Origin of the sequence: Streptomyces sp. SirexAA-E, assembly GCF_000177195.2 — a bacterium.
Taxonomy (GTDB): Bacteria; Actinomycetota; Actinomycetes; order Streptomycetales; family Streptomycetaceae; genus Streptomyces; species Streptomyces flavovirens.
This window is the reverse complement of record NC_015953.1, coordinates 4,982,360-4,998,902: the sequence shown is the minus strand read 5'-3', so window position 1 is coordinate 4,998,902 and position 16,543 is coordinate 4,982,360. Positions and strand designations below refer to the sequence as shown.

Below are 16,543 nucleotides of genomic sequence, written 5' to 3'. Positions count from 1 at the left end.
GTGGGGCGTTCGGGCGTTCCTGGCGGCGCCACGCCGAGCGGTGCTTGCCTCACCTGACACCGAGTGACCGGATGGACAGGATCCGATCATTTGTGGGGTAGTCCGCCGATCCGATTCACCTACGGAAGGGCGGGCCCGGCCCCGTCACCGGAGGTGATGTCGTGTCAGGCAGACTCGTGCGCATCCTCTGCACGGCGGCGACCGCGGCGGTCGTGGCCGCCTCCCCCGCCCTCGCGGAACCTCCCCCCGGACCGGCCTCCGGCGCCCCGGCGCCCGAGAAGGCCCCGCAGGACGTCTCCGCACTGCTGAAGCGGTTGCAGACCCTCTACCTGGAGGCGGAGAAGGCCGGGGAGCGGTACAACGCCACCGCCGAGGCGCTGAAGAAGAAGACCGCCGAGGTCAAGCGGCTGAACACCCGGCTCTCCGCGGCCCGCGGCGCCCTGACCGTCGCCCGGCGCGACGCGGGACGCCTGGCCCGCGACCAGTACCAGGGGCACACCGACTTCTCCGTCTATCTGCGGCTCCTGCTGGCCCGGGACCCGCAGCAGGCCTTCGACCAGAGCCATGTGCTCGCACGCGCCCAGGCCGGGAGGACCGCCACCGTCGAACAGCTCTCCGCCGCGGAGAAGCGGGCCGAGGACCTGGCGGCGGCGTCACGTGAGGCGCTGCGACGGCAACGGACGCTGACGACGGAGCGGAAGGAGCAGCGCGACGCGGTCTGGTCCAGGATGCGGGACGTCGAGGCGATGCTCGCCTCGCTCTCCGAGGAGCAGCTCGCCCGGCTGACGGAGCTGGAGCGGCGGAACACCGAGGCGGCGCAGCAGAAGCTGGTCACCTCCGGCGCGCTCAGCAGCACTCGGGCACCGTCGCGGCAGGGCGGCGAGGCCGTCCGGTACGCCGTGGGCCAGATCGGCAAGCCGTACGTGTGGGGCGCCGAGGGACCGGAGTCCTTCGACTGCTCGGGGCTGACCTCGACGGCCTGGTCGGCGGCGGGGCGCGCCATTCCGCGTACCTCGCAGGAGCAGTGGCGGCGGCTGCCCCGCGTCCCGGTCTCGCAGCTGCGACCGGGGGACCTGGTGGTCTACTTCCCCGAGGCCACCCATGTGGCTCTCTACATCGGCGACGGGTGGGTGGTGCAGGCGCCCAGACCCGGGGCCACCGTCAAGGTGTCGCCGCTGGCGTCCAACCCGTTGCTCGGGGCGGTGCGGCCGGACCCGGGGAGCGCGCCGCTGGACGCGTACACCCCGCCCCGGCTGCCGGACGGCGCCGGCTCGGGGCCGGACACCGGCTACGACGCCCGGACCGCCTGAGGACCGCCCCGCCCTCGTGACGGGCGGGGCGGTCGCGGGCGGCGCCGGGGGTCAGGTCTGGGCGGCGGCCGTGACCTCGGCGAGGTAGGCGTTCGTCCGGTCCGGCTCGAAGAAGAAGTTGTCCAGGTCGGCCGGGTCGTCGAAGGCGTTGGCGAACCGGTCGGCGACCGGCTGGAGCTGCCCGCCCGCGCCGATCAGGTTCAGCACGTGCTCCGGCGGCGGCGCCAGCATGGCGTTCGTCCACCGCACGACGTGCTGGGTCTTCTCCCAGTGCCGGTCGAAGGTGGCCTGCATCCACGCGGCGTCGAAGTCGCGGTCCCCGTGCTCGACGATCGAGCGCAGGTAGGAGTGGGCGCACTTGGACGCGGTGTTGGAGCCCTGCCCGGTGATCGGGTCGTTGGCGACGACGACGTCCCCGACGCCCAGGACCAGGCCGCCGCCCGGCAGCCGGCCGATCGGCTTGCGGACGGTCGGGGCGTAGCGGCCCGCCAGGGTGCCGTTGGCGTCGGTCAGCTCGACCTTGGTGGCGCGGGCGTACTCCCAGGGCGTGAACCTCTCCATCAGCTCCAGCGTCTTGGCCAGGTGCTCGGTGGGGTCCTTGATGCCCTGGAAGGCGTCCAGCGGACCGCCGGGCACGCCCTCCCAGAACAGGATGTCGGCGCGGCCCGAGGTGGTCAGGGTCGGCATGACGAAGAGCTCGCCGACCCCCGGCACCAGGTTGCAGCGGACCGCGTCGAAGTCCGGGTGCTCCGGGCGCGGCGCCAGGCCGTGCACATAGGCGACGGCGAGGGCGCGCTGCGGGGCGTCGTAGGGGGAACGCGCCGCGTCGCGGCCGAACATGGAGACCAGCTCGCCCTTGCCGGCCGAGACCATCACCAGGTCGTAGGTGCGGGAGAAGTAGTCCAGGTCGGACACGGCGGCACCGTGGATGACGAGCTGCCCGCCACGCTGCGCGAACGTCTCCATCCAGCCGGCCATCTTCACGCGCTGGTCCACGGACTGCGCGAAACCGTCCAGTCTGCCCACCCAGTCGACGGCCCGGGAGGAGTCCGGCGCGGCCACCGAGACGCCGAGACCCTCGATGCGGGGGGCCTGCGACTCCCAGAAGTCGAGCTGGAGTTCGCGCTCGTGCTCCAGCGCCGTGTGGAACATGCACTGGGTCGACATGACCCGGCCGGTCCGGATCTCGTCGGCCGTGCGGTTGGACATGAGGGTGACCTCATACCCCCGGGACTGGAGGCCGAGAGCCAGCTGAAGACCGGACTGGCCCGCTCCGACTATGAGTATCTTCCGCATCGCGGTTCTCCGTTACGTGGACGTGGGTGCGTGGCGCTTACGCGGGAGTGACGTCGAGGGCGTGGCTCACCAGGGCGAGCAGCGCCTCGACGACGGTGATCCTCCGCCGCGCGTCCATGATCACGACAGGCACGTGCGGCGGGACGGTCAGGGCCTCCCTGACGTCCGCCTCCTCGTAACCGGTCGTCCCCTCGAAGTGGTTGACGGCGACGATGTACGGCAGCCCGCAGCTCTCGAAGTAGTCGAGCGCGGCGAAGCAGTCGGCGAGGCGGCGGGTGTCGGCCAGGACGACCGCACCGATCGCGCCGCGCACCAGGTCGTCCCACATGAACCAGAAGCGCTGCTGGCCGGGCGTGCCGAAGACGTACAGCACCAGGTCGTCGTCGAGGGTGAGCCGGCCGAAGTCCATCGCGACGGTCGTGGTGACCTTGTCGGGAGTGGCGCTGAGGTCGTCCGTGGCCTCGCTGGCCCGGGTCATCAGCGCTTCGGTCTGCAGCGGGGTTATCTCCGAGACGGAGGTGACGAAGGTCGTCTTGCCGACCCCGAACCCGCCCGCGACGACGATCTTGGTCGCGATGGGCGCCCGGGTGTGGTCGAGCTGCCAGGCCTGCACCGACTCCTCGGGCTGGTCCTGCGGCCCCGGCTGACGCGGGGCGAAGAGCGGAGCCTCAGAGACGGCGGAGTCCATTGAGCACCCTTTCGAGCAGTGCGCGGTCGGGCTGACCGGCGCCGTGGCCGGTCCCGTACACGCGGATCTTTCCCTGGTCGGCCAAGTCGCTGAGCAGCACCCGGACCACGCCGAGCGGCATCTTCAGCAGGGCCGAGATCTCCGCGACCGTACGCATCCGGCGGCAGAGCTCCACGATGGCGCGGAGCTCCGGCATGACGCGCGAGGAGAGGTTGCCGTTGGTCAGCTCGCGCCGCTCCTCGGGTGCCTCCAGCGCGGCCACGAACGTCTCGACGAGCAGGACGTGCCCGAAGCGCGTACGGCCGCCGGTGAGGGAGTACGGGCGCACCCGGGCGGGTGTGCGGCCGGCGCCCCGGACGGGAAGCTTGCGTACGGGTTCAGCGGCGGACGTCACTGGGCGCTCTCCATCGATTTGCGCAGCTCACTGCGGAGTTCGGGGGTGAGTACATGTCCGGCGCGGCCGACGAAGAGCGCCATGTGGTAGGCGATGACGCTCATGTCGCAGTCCGGTGTGGCGTGTACGCCGAGCAGGGACCCGTCGCTGATCGACATGACGAAGACGCTGCCCTCGTCCATCGCGACCATCGTCTGCTTGATCCCTCCGCCGTCCATCAGCTTGGCGGCGCCTACGGTCAGCGAGCCGATCCCCGAGACGATGGTGGCGAGGTCGGCACTGGAGCCTCTGGGGCCCCGCTGCCCACCCGCCGCCTTGGCCGTGGCGAGCCCGGGGTCGGAGGACAGCAGCATCAGCCCGTCGGACGAGACGACGGTGACCGAGTGGACCCCTGGCACCTCCTCCACGAGATTGCTCAGCAACCAGTGCAGGTTCCGGGCCTCGCTGCTCAGCCCGAACGTGCTGGGAGCAGTCAACTGCGTGCCTCCTCGACTGTGTCCCCCGTCTCATCGGTCTCTGAAGTGTTCTCGGCGAGTTCGGCCTCGACGTCGCGCCTGCCCTCCATCGCGCCTTGGTGGAAGCCGCCGAGCCTGCGGCGCAGGGCGTCCTTGTCGAGGGTGCCCTTGCGGTCGGTGGCCGGCGCGGTGGGCGGTGCGACGATCTTGGGCGTCCGCTTGGGCAGGCCCTTGTCGGTGAGCCGCTCGGGCACCGGAGCCGGATCGGGCACCTCCTCGCCCAGTCCCTCGCCCGGGAACCCGGCGGCCGGCCCGTCGTCGTCGACGGGGGCGGTGAGGGGCTGCCGGGGGCCGGGAAGGGCGGCGGACGCGGTGGAGGCGGGCGGAGCGGCTCCCGGGTCCGCGGGGGCGGCCGGGCTGCTGTCGGCGGCGCGCTCGTGGCGGTCGGGGCCGATGGCGTACGGGTCCCGGGCGCTCTGCGGCGAGGGCAGCCGGACCTGCATCGTGGTCTCGGGGTCCGGCTCGGCGGGCGGAGTGGCCTGGTGGCCGTCCGGGACGGGCCAGTCGTCCACGGGGGCGGGAGCCGGGGCGTCCTCTTCTCCCCCGTCCTCGACCTCGTCCTCGACCTCGTCCTCGACCGCGGAGACGTCGGCGGCGGCGGGCACGTCCTCGGGCGCGGCGGCGGCGGGCGCGGCGATGTCCGCCTCGGGCACGGCTGTCGACGCCTCGGCCGGTGCGGGCCCCTCGGCCCCCTCGGTCGCTTCGGCCGCCTCGGACTCGGCGTCGGCGGACGCGGTGTCCGCGCCGGCCTCCCGGAGCGTCCGCTCGGCGGCGGCGATCATCGGGTCGCCGTCGGGGGCCGCCGAACGCGGCGGAAGCGCGTTGGAGTTGGCCTCGGCGACGGAGCCGGGCAGGTTCAGGGTGGGCGCGTCCCCCGGCATCTGCACCGCCGGCGGGGAGGCGGCGGGCGGCGCCTTCGGCAGCAGGGCCTGCGGAAGGACCACGACAGCGGTCACCCCGTTCCCCTTCTGCTCGCGCAGCTCGACCCGTACGCCGTGGCGCGCGGCCAGCAGCGAGATCACCTGGAGGCCGAGCCCGGCCCCGTCCGCGGCCTGTTCGCCGGCTTCGAAGGACGCCGGGTCGGTCAGCCTGGCATTGAGCTCGCTCATCCGGACCGCCGACATGCCGATGCCCTCGTCCTGCACGGAGAGCATCACCTCACCGGTCTCCAGCAGCCAGCCGGACAGCTCGACATGGGAGTCCGGGGGCGAGAAGGAGGTGGCGTTCTCCAGGAGTTCGGCGACCAGGTGGCTCAGGTCGTCGGCGGCGAAGCCGGCGATCTGCGCGTGCGGAGGCAGGGACTGGATGGTGACCCGCTCGTACCGCTCGATCTCGCTGACGGCGGCCCGCAACACGTCCACCAGCGGGATCGGGCCCGCGTGGCCCTGGTTGTGCTCGGTGCCCGCCAGGACCAGCATGTTCTCGCTGTGGCGCCGCATGACGGTGGCCATGTGGTCCAGTTTGAAGAGGGTGGCGAGGCGCTCCGGGTCCTGCTCGCGCTCCTCCAGCCCCTCGATGACGGCGAGCTGGCGCTCGACGAGTCCGAGGGTGCGCAGCGACAGGTTGACGAAGGTGTGGTGGACGGTGTTCTTCAGCTGTTCCAGCTGCTTGGTCAGTTCGGCGACCTCGGCCTGGAGTTCGGCGCGCCGGGTGGTGAGCTCCTCGCGGGCGGCGGTGAGTTCGCCGTGCTCGGCCTCCAGCGTCTCCAGCCGGCCCGTGGTGCCCTGTCGCATGCCGTGGAGCTTGCCGTGCAGGGTGTTGATGGAGCGCACGACCTGGGCGAACTCGTCGTTGCGCCCGGTGTAGCGGACCGGCTCGGCGGTCTCGGGCTCGGCGGCGATCCGGCCGGCACCGAGCCGCAGGACGGCGAGCGGCTGCGTGAGGGTGCGGGCGACGGCGGTGGAGACGCCGACCGCGATCAGCAGGCAGCCGCCGAGCAGGGCGAGCCGGATCTCCAGGGCGGTGACGTCGTCGTCCCGCAGCTTCTCCAGGCGTGCGACCTGGGCGGTGCCGAGAGCGGACTCGGCGCTGCGCATCCGGTCGACACGGGCGGAGAGAGCGGCCTCGACCTTCTCGGGATCCGACCGGCGGTCCGCGTCGGACAGCTCGGGCCGGTCGGTCAGCCGGGTGAGGTACTTCTCCGCCGTGTTGACCTCGGGACCGGTGACCGTGGAGGCGAGCCGGTCCCGCGCGGCGGGTCCGGCCGCCTGGTCGAATTCGGCGAGGGAGGCGAGCTCCCGCACCCGGGCCTGCTGGGCGGCAGCGCTCAGCTCGTCGCGGGTGCGGGACTCCTCGCTGCCGCTCTCGTCCTGGCTCCGGACCGGGAGGCCGGTGTACGGGTCGATCTCCGGTGCGGACGGCTTCGTGCCGGGCACGGCGAGCGCGGCCAGGAGCAGACCGCGGGTGGCGGACGCCTGCTCCACGGCGCCGCCGAGCGCGAGCGGGGCGCGAGTGGCGTCGGCGGCCCGTGGCGGGGTCTTCTCGGCGAGCTCGCCGGCCAGACCGTGGAGCTTGGCGATGACCTCGGAGTACGCCTGGAAGGCCTCGGTCGCCGATCCCTTGCCGGTGAGGGCCTCACGGCGCAGGGAGGGGATGGTCGAGAGGTCGCGGCGCAGCGAGGCCGACGCGTCCGGACCGATCTCGTCGACCTTCCGGTCGACCCGTGCGGCGGCGTCGGCGGGATCGTTCCCGCCCTCCTCGTCACGGCCGGCCGCGATGTAACCGACGACCTCGTCACGCTCGTCCGCGAGGGCGTGCGCGAGGGTGATCGCCTGCTGGTTCAGCTCGGCGAGCGTGACCAGCCGCTGGGATTCGTTGAGGTCGGCCGAGGCACCGAGGGCCATCGGGGCGCCCGCGGCGATCACGGTGATTCCGACGACGGCGACGCCGGCGACCAGCCTGCTGCGTACCCGTACGGTCCGCTTGCCCGCGCCCACGGCCGGAGGCGTCGCCCCGGACCCGTCGCGCGTGCTGTCCTTGCTCCGAGGCCGCTTCTTCTGCACCGGTGCTCGCAATCTTGACTCGTCCACCCATGAAGCAGAGATGACGCACGGTCACGTGTTGGTAGGGCGCCCCACCCCTGGTACGGCTTCCGACCATTCCAGCGCTTTTGAGAGGGGGGCGCGCATCAACCGCTCCGCCACTCGAACGAGTGAACATCACTACGGAGTTGGCGAACAAGTCTCCCCAGAGCCGCCCCCCGTCATGCACGGGCCGCCGGGTGGAACTTCCGCCCAGGCTTTGGCAAGATGCCCGCCCGCACCTCCCGGACGCCCCTGCTTCCGGCCCGTCAGGCGGCGCTGACCTGCTGGTACGGACCGGTCACCGGCATCGTGGCAGCCCGGTGAAGGCATCGTGCAGACTGACCTGATGCGTATCGCACTCGCCACCGAGCCGGGCCGCCCCGAAGGCCCCAACGAGGACTGGGCATCGACCGCCGTCCCGGCATCCGGCCTGGGCGGCGTCCTCGTCGTCCTCGACGGTGTGACACCGCCCCTGGGGGACGACGGGTGTGTGCACTCGGTGCCGTGGTTCACCGCCCGGCTGGGCGGCTCACTGGTCGAACTGTCCGCTTCGCGCCCGGAACTGACGCTCACCGAGGTCCTGGCGGCGTCCATCCGACGTACCGCCGACGCCCACCGCTCCTCCTGTGACCTTTCTCACGCGCGTACGCCTCAGGCAACGGTGGTCCTGGCGCGTTGGGACGCGCGGCGCGTGGAGCACCTGGTGCTCTCCGACTCGGCGTTGCTCCTGGAGGCGCCGGACGGCACGGTACGCCCCGTCCTCGACGACCGTCTCGACCGGCTCCCGCCCGGCACCCTGGCGTCCGAGGCGGTCGCGGACGCGCGGGCGCGCAACAAGGAGGGCGGCTTCTTCACGGCCGCGGCCGACCCCGGGGTGGCGTCACGCGCGGTGACCGGCGAGACCCCTCTCGCGGAGGTCCGTTCGCTGAACGCCCTGACCGACGGGGCGAGCCGCTGGACGGAGACGTTCGGCGCGGGCGACTGGGCCGACCTGCCGGGGCTGGTGCGCGAGGAGGGGCCGCAGGGGCTGATCGGCCGCGTCCGGGAGCTGGAGCGGGCCGACACCGACCGCGTCTTCCTGCGGCGCGGCAAGAGGCACGACGACGCGACCGCGGTCCTGGTGGAGCTGTAGGACGCCCGCACCGCGGGCGTGCGGACCGCCTCATCCCTCGGCGCGTGCGTTGAAGTGGTGCAGCAGCCGGGCGAGTTCCGCGACCTCCGCGCGGTCCCAGTCCGCCAGCTTGTCGGCGTACCGGCCCCGCCGGGCGTCGCGGACGCGCCGGAAGCGGGCGAGCCCCTCGTCCGTGAGCCGGACGAGCGAGACACGGCCGTCAGCCGGATCACTCTCACGGGAGACCAGGCCGAGGCCCTCCAGGGCGTGCAGCTGACGGCTCATGGTCGCCCTGCCGACCCCGAAGTAGGCGGCGAGGTCCGTGGGGCGCTGCCGCCCCGCCGACTCCAGGCGTACGAGGATCCCGTAGGCCGCCGGCTCCAGATCCGGGTGGACCTCCCGGGCCATCTCCCCGGAATTGGCCCGCGCCCGGCGCAGGAAGACCGCCAACTCCCGCTCCAACGCGAGGAATTCGTGGTTCACACCACTCCTGGCCGTCGGGCCGGGTTCACCATCGCTTTCGCTCCCGCGCACGTCAGCACCCCTCATACGCTTTCCGGCCGATGAAAGTTTCTGCCAACCGCGGCCATCGCCGCAGCTCGGCCAGTATTTCGCAGGAGTAGACCTCCGGCGGCGACCGGGCCCTCTTCCGCCGGGTGGGTCTACGTGCGTAGCGTCAGGGGTGCCACGGGTGGCATGTCCACACCACGGCGCACGCCCCACAGGAGTGTCCCGCACCCGCTCCTGGGTCATGAGCTCCCCCCCACCGAGCCTTCGGAGGCACGCAGATGCCCGTGCACAGATCCGGAACCGCACCGAGCCGCCGCCCCCGCCTCGCGGCGGCGGGCGCACTCCTCGCCGCACTCGCCCTCACGCTCACCCTGCCCGGCGCCGCGTCCGCCGCCGACGGCACCGCCGTCCCCGAACGGGGGACGGCGAGGATGGGCCAGGGCGTCATCGCGCACGACGGCCAGGGGGGCGGCAGCCCCGTCGGCACCGCCGCCGTACAGACCGAAGGGGTGGACGTCAGCAGCCACCAGGGCAACGTCGCCTGGCCGACGTTGTGGAGCAGCGGTGTGAAGTGGGCCTACACGAAGGCCACCGAGGGGACGTACTACAAGAACCCGTACTTCGCTCAGCAGTACAACGGCTCCTACAACGTGGGCATGATCCGCGGCTCGTACCACTTCGCCACCCCGGACACGACCAGCGGCGCGGCACAGGCCAACTACTTCGTGGACAACGGCGGTGGGTGGTCTCGGGACGGCAAGACCCTGCCCGGGGTGCTGGACATCGAGTGGAACCCGTACGGCGCACAGTGCTACGGCAAGACCCAGGCCGCCATGGTCGCCTGGATCCGCGACTTCGTGAACACCTACAAGGCGCGCACCGGTCGGGACGCGGTGATCTACACCGCGACCAGCTGGTGGAAGGACTGCACGGGCAACAACGCGGGCTTCGGCACCACCAACCCGCTCTGGGTGGCCCGGTACAACACGACGGTCGGCGAACTCCCGGCCGGCTGGGGCGTCTACACGATCTGGCAGTACACCTCGTCCGGCCCCACGGTCGGGGACCACAACCACTTCAACGGCGCCCTCGACCGCGTCCAGGCCCTCGCGAACGGCTGATCCGCCGCCCGCGGGGACCGCACAGCCCCGGTGGCCGGCCCGGCCGCCGGGGCTCCGCGCCGCCCGGCGCCCCCACTATGCACTCCGTTTATACGCAGTATGTATAGTCGCGGCATGCCGCGCCATCAGGGTGCGGACCTGCTCCGGGAGTGACCGCTGTGCCCAGAAAGACGACGCCGCTCGGTACGGGGTTGGCCGCCGCCCTTGTGACCGTCCTCACTCTGACGCTCAGCGGCTGTTCCATGGAGACGACGGCCCCCGGTTCCGCACGGGCCGACGCCGCCTCCGACGCCAAGGGCTCCTTCGGCTCGGTGGACTGCCGCAAGGCGAAGTGCATCGCGCTGACCTTCGACGCCGGGCCCGGTGAGGACACCCCGCACCTCCTGGACGTCCTCAAGGAGAAGAAGGTCCCGGCGACGTTCTTCCTGCTGGGCAAGAACCACGTGCTGAAGCACCCGGACACCGTGCGCCGCATCGAGGCGGAGGGGCACGAGGTCGCCAACCACACCTGGTCGCACGAGATCCTGACGGACAAGAAGCCCGACGAGATACGCGCCGAGCTGGAGAAGACGCAGGACGCGATAGCGGAGATCACGGGCAGGAAGCCGCGGCTGATGCGTCCGCCGCAGGGCCGGACCGACGACACGGTCTCCGAGATCAGCAAGGAGCTCGGCCTCTCCCAGATCCTGTGGAGCACGACCGCCAAGGACTACTCGACGAACGACTCCGCGCTGATCAGGAAGCGGACGCTCGACCAGGCGGCCAAGGACGGGATCATCCTGCTGCACGACATCTACAAGGGGACGGTCCCCGCGGTGCCCGGCATCATCGACGCGCTGCACAAGGAGGGCTACACCTTCGTGACGGTCCCCCAGCTCATGGCCCCCGCCGAGCCGGAACCGGGCACGGTCTACCGCCCCTGACCCCGGAGCCCTCACCCCCGGAACCCTCACCCCCGGCACGCGGAACGGCCCGCCCTCCCTCGCGGGGAGGAGCGGGCCGCCCGTACCGGCCGTGTCCGTGGTGCCGCGCCCGTCACAGCGTGGCACCTACGCCGCGGCCGGGATCCTTTCCCTGGCCGAGGCCGGGGCGAGTGCGATCTCCAGCACCTGGCGGACGTCGGTGACCGGGTGGACGTCCAGCTTCTCCAGCACCTCGGCCGGGACGTCGTCCAGGTCGGCCTCGTTGCGCTGGGGGATCACCACGGTGGTGATGCCCGCCCGGTGCGCCGCCAGCAGCTTCTGCTTGAGGCCGCCGATCGGCAGCACCCGTCCGGTCAGCGACACCTCACCGGTCATCGCCACGTCCGTGCGGACCAGCCGCCCGGAGAGCAGTGAGGCCAGCGCCGTCGTCAGCGTGATGCCGGCGCTCGGGCCGTCCTTGGGGACCGCGCCCGCCGGGAAGTGGATGTGCACGCCCCGGTCCTTGAGGTCGGCGACCGGCAGCTCCAGCTCCGCCCCGTGCGACCGCAGGAAGCTGAGGGCGATCTGCGCGCTCTCCTTCATCACGTCGCCCAGCTGGCCGGTCAGGGTCAGCCCGGACGCCCCGGTCTCCGGATCGGCCAGTGACGCCTCGACGTACAGCACGTCGCCGCCCGCTCCGGTCACCGCGAGGCCGGTGGCCACCCCGGGCACCGCCGTGCGGCGCTCGGCCGGGTCCTGGGCGGACTCGGGCACGTGGTGCGGGCGTCCGATCAGACCCCTGAGGTCGGCGTCCGTCACCGTGAACGGAAGCGTCCGGTCGCCCAGTTCGTGCTGGGCCGCGACCTTGCGGAGCAGCCGGGCGACCGCCCGCTCCAGGTTCCGTACGCCCGCCTCCCGGGTGTACTCGCCGGCCAGCTTGCGCAGCGCCGACTCGTCCAGGGTGACCTCCTCCGGCTCCAGGCCGGTCCGCTCCAGCTGGCGCGGGAGCAGGTGGTCCCGGGCGATGACGACCTTCTCGTCCTCGGTGTAGCCGTCGAGGCGGACCAGCTCCATGCGGTCGAGCAGGGCCTCCGGGATGGCTTCGAGGACGTTGGCCGTGGCCAGGAACACCACGTCGCTGAGGTCGAGTTCGACCTCCAGGTAGTGGTCGCGGAAGGTGTGGTTCTGCGCGGGGTCGAGGACCTCCAGCAGGGCCGCGGCCGGGTCGCCCCGGAAGTCGGAGCCGACCTTGTCGATCTCGTCGAGCAGGACGACCGGGTTCATCGAACCGGCCTCCTTGATCGCCCGCACGATACGTCCGGGCAGCGCGCCGACGTACGTACGCCGGTGTCCCCGGATCTCCGCCTCGTCCCGGACACCTCCGAGCGCGACGCGGACGAACTTCCGGCCCATGGCGTGCGCGACGGACTCACCGAGCGAGGTCTTGCCGACGCCGGGAGGTCCGACCAGTGCCAGTACGGCACCGCCGCGCCTGCCGCCGACGACGCCGAGGCCCCGGTCGGCGCGCCGCTTGCGCACCGCGAGGTACTCGGTGATGCGCTCCTTGACGTCCGCCAGGCCCGCGTGTTCGGCGTCCAGGATCTCCTGGGCGCCCTTGATGTCGTAGGCGTCCTCGGTCCGCTCGGTCCAGGGCAGTTCGAGGACGGTGTCCAGCCAGGTCCGGATCCAGGAGCCCTCGGGGCTCTGGTCGGACGCCCGCTCCAGCTTGTCGACCTCCTTGAGGGCGGCCTCACGGACGTGGTCCGGCAGGTCGGCGGCCTCGACACGGGCCCGGTAGTCGTCGGACTCGTCCTCGGCGTCACCGTTGAGCTCGGAGAGCTCCTTGCGGACGGCGTCGAGCTGGCGCCGCAGCAGGAACTCGCGCTGCTGCTTGTCGACGCCCTCCTGGACGTCCTTGGCGATGGATTCGGCCACGTCCTGCTCGGCGAGGTGCTCACTCAGCCACTGGATAGCGAGCTTCAGCCGGTCGACCGGGTCGACGGTCTCCAGCAGCCGCACCTTCTGGGCCGTGGTCAAGAACGGCGAGTACCCGGAGTTGTCGGCGAGGGCGGACACGTCGTCGATCTGCTGGACGCGGTCCACGACCTGCCAGGCACCGCGCTTCTTCAGCCAGCTGGTGGCGAGCGCCTTGTACTCCTTGACGAGCTCGGCGACGGAGCCGGGGAGGGGGTCGGGCGCGGGCGCCTCGATCCTGGTGCCCTCCACCCACAGCGCGCTCCCGGGCCCGCTGGTCCCGGCACCGATCCGCACCCGGTCACGGGCCCGGATGAGGGCACCCGGGTCGCCGTCCGAGAGTCGTCCGACCTGTTCCACGGTGCCCAGGACACCGGTGCCGGTGTAGTTCCCGTCGATGCGCGGCACGAGCAGCACCTCGGGCTTGCCGCCGCCGGGCCGAGCCACGGCCTGGGCGGCCTCCACGGCGGCGCGTACCTCCGCGTCGGACAGGTCGAGCGGAACCACCATGCCCGGCAGGACGACCTCGTCGTCGAGCGGCAGCACGGGCAGGTCGATCGGCGTGAACGCCTGGGACGCGTTGGACTCAGCAGTCATGATCTCCCCTTCGGCAGGCAAGTTGAGCTATGTGGACTCAATGCTTGTGAGCCGCCGAATGTTCCCCGGGCTCTGTTCGCTCTCAGCGATCACTTCTCCGAGCCCGCCCCCGCCCTCCGGTCAGCAACGACGGCGGCACCCCCATTCCCCCGGCCGGAACGGGGCCGCGGCCCCACCCGTAACCGGCTGGCCCCGGCGCGGGGGTTGCGGGAAGGATGGGCGGGCCATGCCCGCCGACCGGAGACCGGAGACAGTGCCCATGACCGCCACGGACATCCCCACCCCCGTCACCCTCGACCGGCGCGAGGGGCCGTACGGCGAGGTCGTGCTGCGGGAGCGCGGCGACGACTTCGAGATCATCGCCAACGGGTGCTTCCTCATGGACACCTCCGACGGGCGTTCCGAGCGGCTGCTGATCGACGCGGCCCTGGACGCCCTGCCCGACGGGCGTCCGGATCCGGCCGTTCTCATCGGCGGGCTGGGCGTCGGTTTCTCGCTCGTACGGGCCGCGGCCGGGCCCCGCTGGGGACGGATCGCCGTCGTCGAGCGGGAACAGGCCATCGTCGACTGGCATCTGGAGGGGCCGCTCGCCCGGATCTCCGGCGCGGCGCTCGCCGATCCGCGGACCGAGATCCTCCGGACGGACCTCGTGACCTACCTCCACACGACCACTGAGCGTTACGACGCACTGTGCCTGGACATCGACAACGGCCCCGACTGGACGGTCACCGAGGACAACGGAACCCTCTATTCCCCCTCCGGTCTGGCGGCCTGCCGGGAGCGCCTGACGCCCGGCGGAGTGCTCGCCGTGTGGTCCGCCCAGCCCTCCGAGGCGTTCGAGGAAACGCTGCGGAATGCCGGGTTCCACGCGGTACGGACCGAAGAAGTAGCCGTTGCCCGAGGTGTTCCCGACGTGGTCCATCTCGCACTGCGCGCGAGCTGAACCCCCACCCGGTATACGGGGCGCCCGCCCCCCACGGGACGGACGCCCCGCGACCGGCGGTCCGCCTCCGCGACCGGGACCGCTCCCCGGCTCCGGACAACACCCTGCGTAGCCGGAAGCCCTCCTCGCCCCTTACGCTGCTGAGCGGCACAGGGGCTGTGACCCACGAAATCCACGAGCGAAAACCGCGTCTCCGGGGGAATGGCCTCCGCGAGAGCGGGCAGGGGCGGGGCGATGGAACAGACACACACCACCCACAACGGCGTCGCGGCCACCCCCGGTGCCCAGCGCCGGGTTCTGGTGGTCGAGGACGACGCGACGATCGTCGACGCCATCTCCGCCCGTCTGCGGGCCGAGGGCTTTCTGGTGCAGACCGCACTGGACGGGCCGGCGGCCGTGGACGCGGCCGAGTCCTGGCAGCCCGACCTGATGGTGCTCGACATCATGCTGCCGGGCTTCGACGGTCTGGAGGTCTGCCGGCGCGTGCAGGCCCAGCGCCCGGTTCCGGTGCTGATGCTCACCGCGCGGGACGACGAGACCGACATGCTGGTCGGGCTCGGGGTCGGCGCCGACGACTACATGACGAAGCCGTTCTCCATGCGTGAACTGGCCGCGCGGGTGCACGTGCTGCTGCGCCGGGTCGAGCGGGCCGCCCTGGCCGCGGTGACGCCGCGCAGCGGCATCCTGCGCCTGGGCGAGCTGGAGATCGACCACGCGCAGCGCCGGGTCCGGGTGCGTGCCGAGGACGTCCATCTCACACCGACCGAGTTCGACCTGCTGGTCTGCCTGGCCAACACCCCCCGCGCGGTGCTCTCCCGGGAGCAGCTGCTCGCCGAGGTGTGGGACTGGGCGGACGCCTCCGGGACGCGCACGGTCGACAGCCACATCAAGGCTCTGCGCCGCAAGATCGGCGCCGAGCGGATCCGTACCGTGCACGGCGTCGGCTACGCCCTGGAGACCCCCGCGCCATGACCCGGCCCGGCTCGGGACTGCGGCCCTTCTCGATCAAGGCGAAACTCGGCACGCTCGTGGTGGTCTCGGTGTTCATCACCACCGGGCTGCTGATCGTCGCCCTGCGCACCCGGACCGAGTTCCGGTTCATCACGGTCTTCTCGGTGATCGCGACCCTGCTCATCACCCAGTTCGTGGCGCACGGTCTGACGGCGCCGCTGGACGAGATGAGGGCCGTGGCCCGGTCGATCTCGCACGGCGACTACACCAGACGGGTGAGCGGCGCCGGGCGCCGCGACGAGCTCGGGGACCTCGCCCAGACCATCAACCGCATGGCGGACGACCTGGAGGCGGAGGACCGGCACCGCAAGGAGCTGGTGGCCAACGTCTCTCACGAGCTGCGCACGCCCATCGCGGCGCTCAGAGCCGTGCTGGAGAACGTGGTGGACGGGGTCTCCGCCGCCGACCCCGAGACGATGCGCACGGCCCTCAAGCAGACGGAACGCCTGGGCAGACTGGTGGAGACGCTGCTGGACCTCTCACGGCTGGACAACGGCGTGGTGACGCTCAAGGCGCGCCGCTTCGAGGTCTGGCCGTATCTGTCGGGCGTGCTGAAGGAGGCCAACCTCGCGGCCTCGCAGCGCCGGCTCTCCTCCGGCTCCGGCAACCACTCCCGTACGGACGTCCACCTCCACCTGGACGTGTCGCCGCCGGAGCTGACGGCGCACGCGGACGCGGAGCGGCTGCACCAGGTGGTCGCCAACCTCATCGACAACGCTGTCAAGCACAGTCCGCCGCACGGCCGGGTCACGGTGCTCGCCCGGCGCGGGCGGTATCCGGAGTCGCTGGAGCTGGAGGTCGTCGACGAGGGCCCGGGCATCCCGGAGGCCGAGCGCCACCGGGTCTTCGAGCGCTTCAACCGGGGGCAGGCACCGTCCCCGCAGGGCCCCGGCAGCGACGGCGGTACCGGGCTCGGCCTGGCGATCGCCCGCTGGGCCGTCGATCTGCACGGCGGCCGCATCGGTGTGGCCGAATCAGCCCGGGGTTGCCGGATCCAGGTCACTCTTCCGGGGAACCCACAGTTGCGCGGTTGACCCGGAGTTCGATCCGGAGGGCCAGGTTCTCCCTCCTGACCAGGAACGAGATACGGTCCAAGGGGCCGAACCCCGGCCCCGCGTACCGAAGTGCAGCGGAACCCCGCTTGTTTC

At 72.1% G+C, this 16,543-nt stretch carries 14 protein-coding genes; 7 read left to right on the top strand and 7 right to left on the bottom strand.

The window, feature by feature from the left end; all coding sequences use genetic code 11:
- Window positions 1-161: 161 nt before the first annotated feature.
- Window positions 162-1,310, top strand: a complete 1,149-nt coding sequence (locus SACTE_RS22465) for a C40 family peptidase (protein ID WP_014048310.1) — start codon at window positions 162-164, stop codon at window positions 1,308-1,310.
- Between the two features lie 51 nt (window positions 1,311-1,361).
- Here the strand turns inward: SACTE_RS22465 and SACTE_RS22460 are convergent, their stop codons facing one another.
- From SACTE_RS22460 to SACTE_RS22440, 5 genes are read right to left on the bottom strand one after another with little or no spacing between them, the layout of a single operon-like run.
- Complete coding sequence (locus SACTE_RS22460) at window positions 1,362-2,606, bottom strand: styrene monooxygenase/indole monooxygenase family protein (protein WP_014048309.1); 1,245 nt, start codon at window positions 2,604-2,606, stop codon at window positions 1,362-1,364.
- Window positions 2,607-2,643: 37 nt separating this feature from the next.
- On the bottom strand, window positions 2,644-3,294 hold the full coding sequence (locus SACTE_RS22455; RefSeq protein WP_014048308.1) for an ATP/GTP-binding protein: 651 nt from the start codon (window positions 3,292-3,294) through the stop codon (window positions 2,644-2,646).
- Window positions 3,275-3,688 carry a DUF742 domain-containing protein gene (locus SACTE_RS22450; RefSeq protein ID WP_014048307.1) on the bottom strand — a complete coding sequence of 138 codons (414 nt, stop codon included), beginning with the start codon at window positions 3,686-3,688 and terminating at the stop codon, window positions 3,275-3,277. The genes SACTE_RS22455 and SACTE_RS22450 overlap by 20 nt, the downstream gene beginning before the upstream one ends.
- Entirely contained in the window at window positions 3,685-4,164 is a 480-nt protein-coding gene (locus SACTE_RS22445; RefSeq protein WP_014048306.1) for a roadblock/LC7 domain-containing protein, read from the bottom strand. The genes SACTE_RS22450 and SACTE_RS22445 overlap by 4 nt, the downstream gene beginning before the upstream one ends.
- Window positions 4,161-7,205 carry a nitrate- and nitrite sensing domain-containing protein gene (locus tag SACTE_RS22440; RefSeq protein ID WP_014048305.1) on the bottom strand — a complete coding sequence of 1,015 codons (3,045 nt, stop codon included), beginning with the start codon at window positions 7,203-7,205 and terminating at the stop codon, window positions 4,161-4,163. The genes SACTE_RS22445 and SACTE_RS22440 overlap by 4 nt, the downstream gene beginning before the upstream one ends.
- A 367-nt stretch (window positions 7,206-7,572) precedes the next feature.
- Here SACTE_RS22440 and SACTE_RS22435 point away from each other — a divergent pair, with 367 nt between their 5' ends.
- Entirely contained in the window at window positions 7,573-8,358 is a 786-nt protein-coding gene (locus SACTE_RS22435) for a hypothetical protein (RefSeq protein ID WP_014048304.1), read from the top strand.
- A 30-nt stretch (window positions 8,359-8,388) separates the two neighbouring features.
- Here the strand turns inward: SACTE_RS22435 and SACTE_RS22430 are convergent, their stop codons facing one another.
- On the bottom strand, window positions 8,389-8,871 hold the full coding sequence (locus SACTE_RS22430; RefSeq protein ID WP_014048303.1) for a MarR family transcriptional regulator: 483 nt from the start codon (window positions 8,869-8,871) through the stop codon (window positions 8,389-8,391).
- A gap of 254 nt (window positions 8,872-9,125) precedes the next feature.
- Between SACTE_RS22430 and SACTE_RS22425 the strand changes: the two genes are divergently transcribed.
- Window positions 9,126-9,968, top strand: a complete 843-nt coding sequence (locus SACTE_RS22425) for a lysozyme (protein ID WP_014048302.1) — start codon at window positions 9,126-9,128, stop codon at window positions 9,966-9,968.
- Between the two features lie 158 nt (window positions 9,969-10,126).
- Window positions 10,127-10,891, top strand: a complete 765-nt coding sequence (locus SACTE_RS22420; protein WP_014048301.1) for a polysaccharide deacetylase family protein — start codon at window positions 10,127-10,129, stop codon at window positions 10,889-10,891.
- A 126-nt stretch (window positions 10,892-11,017) separates the two neighbouring features.
- Here the strand turns inward: SACTE_RS22420 and lon are convergent, their stop codons facing one another.
- Window positions 11,018-13,441: an endopeptidase La gene (gene lon / locus SACTE_RS22415; RefSeq protein ID WP_014048300.1), complete on the bottom strand. Its 2,424-nt coding sequence runs from the start codon at window positions 13,439-13,441 to the stop codon at window positions 11,018-11,020.
- A 259-nt stretch (window positions 13,442-13,700) separates the two neighbouring features.
- On the opposite strand from lon, the gene SACTE_RS22410 reads away from it, so the two are divergent.
- From SACTE_RS22410 to SACTE_RS22400, 3 genes are all read left to right on the top strand, one after another.
- Complete coding sequence (locus SACTE_RS22410; RefSeq protein ID WP_019992363.1) at window positions 13,701-14,384, top strand: spermidine synthase; 684 nt, start codon at window positions 13,701-13,703, stop codon at window positions 14,382-14,384.
- Window positions 14,385-14,618: 234 nt separating this feature from the next.
- A complete protein-coding gene (locus SACTE_RS22405) occupies window positions 14,619-15,356 on the top strand; it encodes a response regulator transcription factor (RefSeq protein WP_014048298.1) in 738 nt (245 codons plus the stop codon).
- Complete coding sequence (locus SACTE_RS22400) at window positions 15,353-16,429, top strand: HAMP domain-containing sensor histidine kinase (RefSeq protein ID WP_014048297.1); 1,077 nt, start codon at window positions 15,353-15,355, stop codon at window positions 16,427-16,429. Before SACTE_RS22405 ends, SACTE_RS22400 begins: the two co-directional genes overlap by 4 nt.
- Window positions 16,430-16,543: the final 114 nt, after the last annotated feature.